Annotated in this window: 6 protein-coding genes; 5 read left to right on the plus strand and 1 reads right to left on the minus strand. The window is 63.3% G+C overall.

From position 1 onward, the window contains the following. Positions 1–3 precede the first annotated feature (3 nt). The gene (locus tag ACTHL0_RS13140) at positions 4–1,659 is read right to left on the minus strand and encodes a 3-(methylthio)propionyl-CoA ligase (RefSeq protein ID WP_440567186.1); all 1,656 of its coding nucleotides are present in this window, start codon (positions 1,657–1,659) and stop codon (positions 4–6) included. Between the two features lie 138 nt (positions 1,660–1,797). On the opposite strand from ACTHL0_RS13140, the gene ACTHL0_RS13145 reads away from it, so the two are divergent. The 5 genes from ACTHL0_RS13145 to ACTHL0_RS13165 all read left to right on the plus strand — a co-directional run. After that, the gene (locus tag ACTHL0_RS13145) at positions 1,798–3,363 is read left to right on the plus strand and encodes a protein adenylyltransferase SelO (RefSeq protein WP_440567187.1); all 1,566 of its coding nucleotides are present in this window, start codon (positions 1,798–1,800) and stop codon (positions 3,361–3,363) included. A 215-nt stretch (positions 3,364–3,578) separates the two neighbouring features. Then, positions 3,579–4,022 carry a peptide-methionine (R)-S-oxide reductase MsrB gene (msrB, locus tag ACTHL0_RS13150; RefSeq protein WP_440567188.1) on the plus strand — a complete coding sequence of 148 codons (444 nt, stop codon included), beginning with the start codon at positions 3,579–3,581 and terminating at the stop codon, positions 4,020–4,022. A gap of 91 nt (positions 4,023–4,113) precedes the next feature. After that, complete coding sequence (locus ACTHL0_RS13155) at positions 4,114–4,644, plus strand: septation protein A (protein ID WP_440567189.1); 531 nt, start codon at positions 4,114–4,116, stop codon at positions 4,642–4,644. A gap of 3 nt (positions 4,645–4,647) precedes the next feature. Next, positions 4,648–4,965 carry a BolA family protein gene (locus tag ACTHL0_RS13160; RefSeq protein WP_440567190.1) on the plus strand — a complete coding sequence of 106 codons (318 nt, stop codon included), beginning with the start codon at positions 4,648–4,650 and terminating at the stop codon, positions 4,963–4,965. A 144-nt stretch (positions 4,966–5,109) separates the two neighbouring features. Further along, positions 5,110–5,607, plus strand: a 498-nt coding sequence (locus ACTHL0_RS13165) for a peptidylprolyl isomerase (protein WP_440567191.1), incomplete at its 3' end; no start/stop codon positions are given.

The raw sequence follows: 5,607 nt of genomic DNA on the forward strand, positions 1-5,607 counted from the left end.
GCACTACGTCGATGCCGCGCCCGGCAACACATGATCGCGGAACATTTCGCGCAGCCTCAGCTTCAGCAGTTTGCCGGTCGCGGTATGCGGCAGTTCGTCGACGAACACCACATCGTCCGGCACCCACCATTTCGCGACCTTTCCTTCGTAGAACGCCAGCAATTGCTCGCGCGTCACCGTGGCGCCGGGCCGTTTGACCACGACGAGCAGCGGCCGTTCGTCCCACTTCGGATGCCGGCAGGCGATGCACGCCGCCTCCGCAACGTCAGGATGCGCAACCGCAACGTTTTCGAGCTCGCTCGAACTGATCCATTCGCCCCCGGACTTGATGACGTCCTTGCTGCGATCGGTGATCTGCAAAAAGCCGTCCGGATCGATCGTCGCCACGTCGCCCGTCGGAAACCAGCCGTCGACGAGCGGTGAATCGCCGGCCTGCGATGCTTCGCCGGAAAAGTAATGGCCGATGACCCATGGCCCGCGCACGTGCAGATCGCCAAAGGCGACGCCGTCGCGCGGCAGCTCGTGCCCGTCTTGCCCGACGATCTTCATATCGACCCCGCAGATGACCGTGCCCTGCTTGTGCAGCAGGCGTCGACGTTCTTCCAGGGGACGTTGCGATTGCTCCCAATTGAGCCGCGCCAGCGTACCGAGCGGCGACAGCTCCGTCATGCCCCAGGCATGAATCACGCGCACACCGTACTCGTCTTCGAATGTCTCGAGCATCGACGGCGGGCAGCATGAGCCGCCGATGACGGTTCGTTCGAGCGACGAAAACCGCGCGCCAATCGATTTCACATGGGCCAGCAGGCTCATCCACACCGTCGGCACGCCAGCGGAGAATGTCACGCGCTCCGCTTCCATCAGTTCGAACAACGATTTGCCGTCAAGATCCTTGCCGGGCAGCACGAGCTTGGCGCCCGTCAGCGGGGCGGCGTGCGGAATCCCCCAGGCGTTGACATGGAACATCGGTACGACCGGTAGAACGGAATCATGCGCCGAGAACCCCATCGCATCGGGTAATGCCGCCCCCATCGCGTGCAGATAGACAGAACGGTGCGAATAGAGCGCCCCCTTCGGATGCCCCGTGGTGCCTGAGGTGTAGCACAAGTACGAAGCGAGCCGCTCGTCGAGCGCGGGCCACTCGAAATCGCCGTCTTGCCCGCGAAGGAGCGCTTCATAGCCGAGCAACGGTGCATCGAGCGCCGGGATATCGGCATCGTCGGCCAGCGCGATCCAGGCTTTCACGTTCGGGCACTGCGGCGCGAGCGTGGCAACGAGCGGCGCGAATGACGTATCGAACAGGACGTAGCGATCGTCGGCGTGATTGACGATGTAGCTGATCTGCTCGGGAAACAGCCGCGGATTGATGGTGTGGCACACGGCGCCGAAGCCGGTCGTGCCGTAATACGTTTCCAGATGCCGGTAGCCGTTCCACGCGAGCGTGCCGATCCGATCGCCCTGCTCCACGCCGAGGTGCATCAACGCCTGCGCGAGCTGCTTCGCGCGCCGCTCGCAATCGCGGTAGGTGTAGCGATGCATGTCGCCTTCGATCCGGCGCGACACGATCTCGGTATCCGCCGCGTATCGCGCTGCGTGCGCGAGCAGCGTCGACACGTTCAACGGCACATCCATCATTTGGCCCAGCAACGGCTTTGGCATAACGGCGGTCTCCTCGCCCGATGGGGAGCGCCAGGGCTCGGCAGGCCCGACGCGTCTCGTGTTTGCGCGGTATCGAGCCGCGCTCAGCGCGCCGCGAAGCGGCGTCTTACAATATCGGGTAACTCAGAGGCCCTCAATATGTCGTTTTCCCCAGGCGTAGCCGAACATTCGGCATGCATTTCGTCATCGACCGACTTGACCGACGCGCTCTCAGCCCCCCGCCAAGGCGGATTCGGCGGCCTGGGCAGCGCGTTCTACACCCGTCTGCCGGCCGCCCCGTTGCCTGCCCCGTATGTCGTCGGTTTCAGCGCCGACGCAGCCCGTATGCTGGGGCTCGATCCCGCGATCGTCGCGGAGCCGGGATTCGCCGATTTATTCGCGGGCAACGCCACCCGCGAATGGCTGGGCGAAGCGTTGCCGTATGCGTCCGTCTATTCAGGCCATCAATTCGGCGTCTGGGCCGGACAGCTCGGCGACGGGCGCGCCCTATCGATCGGCGAACTCGAGCACGGCGAAGCGCGCTTCGAGTTGCAGCTCAAAGGCAGCGGGCGCACGCCATACTCGCGCATGGGCGATGGCCGGGCCGTGCTGCGTTCGTCGATCCGGGAATTCCTCTGTTCCGAGGCCATGCACCATCTGGGCATTCCAACGACACGCGCCTTGACCGTCATCGGCTCGGATCAAAGCGTACGCCGCGAAGAGATCGAGACGGCCGCAGTCGTGACGCGCGTCGCGCCCAGCTTCGTGCGCTTCGGCCACTTCGAGCACTTTTACGCCGCCGATCGAACGAACGAGCTGCGCGCGCTGGCCGATCACGTCATCGCGCGCTTCTATCCCGCTTGCCGTGAAGCCGAGGATCCCTATCTCGCGCTGCTCGCAATCGTCGTCGAGCGCACGGCGCTGCTTGTCGCGCAATGGCAAGCCGTGGGCTTCTGCCACGGGGTGATGAACACCGACAACATGTCGATTCTCGGGCTCACAATCGATTACGGCCCGTTCGGTTTCGTCGACGGTTTCGACGCTGGGCACATCTGCAATCATTCCGATACACAAGGCCGCTACGCCTATCGGATGCAACCGCAGATCGCGTACTGGAATTGCTTTTGTCTCGCGCAGGCGCTGCTGCCGCTCATCGGTGAACGCTACGAAGAAGCGACGCGCGCCGAACGCTCCGTCGCCGACGCGCAAGGGGCGCTCGAGCGCTTCAAGGAGCACTTCGCCCCGGCGCTCGAAAGCCGTTTCCAAGCCAAACTCGGCCTGACCGGGATGCGCGAAGGCGATGCGGCGTTGGCCGACCGCTTGCTCGCGCTCATGCATGCGAGCCGCGCCGATTTCACGTTGACGTTCCGGGGCTTGGCGAGCGTGTCGAAGCAAGACGCGAGCGGCGATGCGCCGGTGCGCGACCTCTTCCTCGATTTGCCGGGCATCGACGGCTGGCTCGCCGATTACCGCGTACGGCTTGCGGCCGAGCCAATCGACGATGCGGCGCGCCGCGCGGCGATGAACCGGGTGAATCCGAAATTCGTGTTGCGCAATCATCTTGCCGAAACGGCAATACGGCGCGCCAAGGAGAAGGACTTCTCCGAGCTCGAGCGGCTGGCCGCCGTGCTGCGCCGCCCGTTCGACGAGCAGCCCGAACACGAAGCCTACGCTGCGCTGCCGCCCGATTGGGCTGGCACGCTGGAGGTCAGCTGCTCGTCGTGAACGGTTCGCTTTCCCTGCTGTCTCGTTCGATGCGCGGCCATTCGTGCAGCCTGTCATGGCGCGCATCCAATCGCGCGATCGCGACGTATCTAATACGCCGAGGCGGGCAAGCTCGAGCCCGGCGCATCATTACACCCGTCGCATGCGCGATCGATCGCTGCCGACGCCCTTCAACCGGCGCGCCAAAAGCCGCGCCGCTACACGGAGACGCATCTATGAACGAACGCCCCACCGGTTTGCCCGATTCCGCCGATGCTTCGCGCGAGACCTACGAGGTCAAGAAAAGCGACGAAGCATGGCGCGAACAGCTGTCCGACGTCGAATACGAGGTCACGCGCCACGCCGCCACCGAGCGTCCTTTTACGGGACGTTATTGGGACCATTGGGAAGGCGGCATCTACGACTGCGTCTGCTGTGGCACGCCGCTGTTCGAATCGTCGACCAAATTCGACGCCGGTTGCGGCTGGCCGAGTTATTTCAAGCCGATCAACGGCGAAGTGATCGAGGAGAAGACCGACCGCTCGCATGGCATGCTGCGTATAGAAGTGCGCTGCAAGCAGTGCGGAGCGCACTTGGGACATGTCTTCGAGGACGGCCCGGCGCCCACGGGCCTGCGCTACTGCATCAATTCGGCTGCGCTACAATTCGAGCCCAAGTAAGTTTTTGTTCGCCGCGCGCCGCGCGGCGAAACAGCGGCTTACCGCGCCGGGCGCGCCCCGCCCATCGACGCTTTCGGACTCATCGGCCTTCATGAAATTTCTTTTCGATCTGTTCCCGATCATCCTGTTTTTCGTTGCATTCAAGCTTTGGGGCATCTTCACGGCCACGGCCGTCGCCATCGCGGCGACACTCGTGCAGGTCGCGTGGGTGGCCTTTCGTCATCGGAAGGTCGATCCGATGCTGTGGGTCAGCCTGGGCGTCATCGTCGTGTTCGGCGGCGCCACGCTTGTGCTCCACAACCAGAAATTCATTCAATGGAAGCCCACGGCGCTGTACTGGCTCTTCGCCATCGGCCTGGCGGTCGCTCGCTACGGGTTCGGCAAGAACGTGATCGAATCCATGATGGGCAAGCAGCTGACGCTGCCACACGCCATCTGGGATAAGCTCAATATCGCCTGGGCGGTGTTTTTTGCCGCACTCGGCGTCGCGAATCTTTATGTCGTCGGAAACTTCACCGAGGCACAGTGGGTCAACTTCAAGCTGTTTGGAACGACGGGCGCGATGGTCGTGTTTATTGTCTTGCAAAGCTTGTGGCTTGCTAAATATATGAAGGAGGAGTAAGCGATGAGCGAATCCTCTGATTTTCTCGGCGCGTCTCCCGACGCACGCATTGCATTGATCGAGTCGAGGCTCACCTCGGCGCTGGCCCCGCAGTCGGTCGCGGTGCGCGACGATAGCGCGCAGCACGCCGGCCATGCCGGCGCGGCCGCAGGCGGGCACTACACAGTCACGATTGTGGCCGGCGCCTTCGCGGGCAAGCCACGCGTGGCGCGGCATCGGCTAGTGTATGATGCGCTGGCCGACGTTATGCAACGTGGGATCCATGCGCTGGCGATCATGGCCTACACGCCCGAGGAATTCGCTCGGCTGCCGGGCGCTTGAATCCGCGCTTGGAACTCCACATCGTCGCCCGCGTCCCAAAGGTTGAACCTCGAGCGCCCTGTTCGTTTCGCCCTATCGGCCAAACGAACGGCCGGGCGCGCTGACTGAACCGATCCACCTCGACAGGAACGTTAGGAACTTCCGATGACCCATAAAATGTCCCGTCTCTGCGTCATGCTGGCCGCATTCGCGGCAGCCCCGGCTTTCGCGCAGAACATCGCCGTCGTCAACGGTACCGCCATTCCGAAATCGCGTGCCGATGCGCTCGTCGCCCAGCTCGTGAAGCAAGGCCAGCAAGATACGCCGCAACTGCATCAAGCCGTGAAGGACGAACTCGTCAACCGCGAAATCCTAATGCAGGAAGCGGTGCGTGAAGGCATCCCGAACCGCCCCGACGTCAAGGCGCAAATCGCCGTGGCGCAGCAAAGCGTCGTGCTGCATACGCTGATCGAAGATTACGCCAGCAAGGCCAAGCCCACCGATGCCGAAGTGAAGGCGCGCTACGACGAGCTCGTCAAGCAAGCGGGCGGCAAGGAATATCACCTGCACCACATCCTCGTCGACAACGAGCAGCAAGCGAAGGATCTGATCGCGAAGATCAAGGGCGGCGCGAAGTTCGAGGATCTGGCCAAGCAATTCTCG

This window comes from Trinickia sp. (genome assembly GCF_051961175.1).
In the GTDB taxonomy this organism is placed as follows: domain Bacteria; phylum Pseudomonadota; class Gammaproteobacteria; order Burkholderiales; family Burkholderiaceae; genus Trinickia.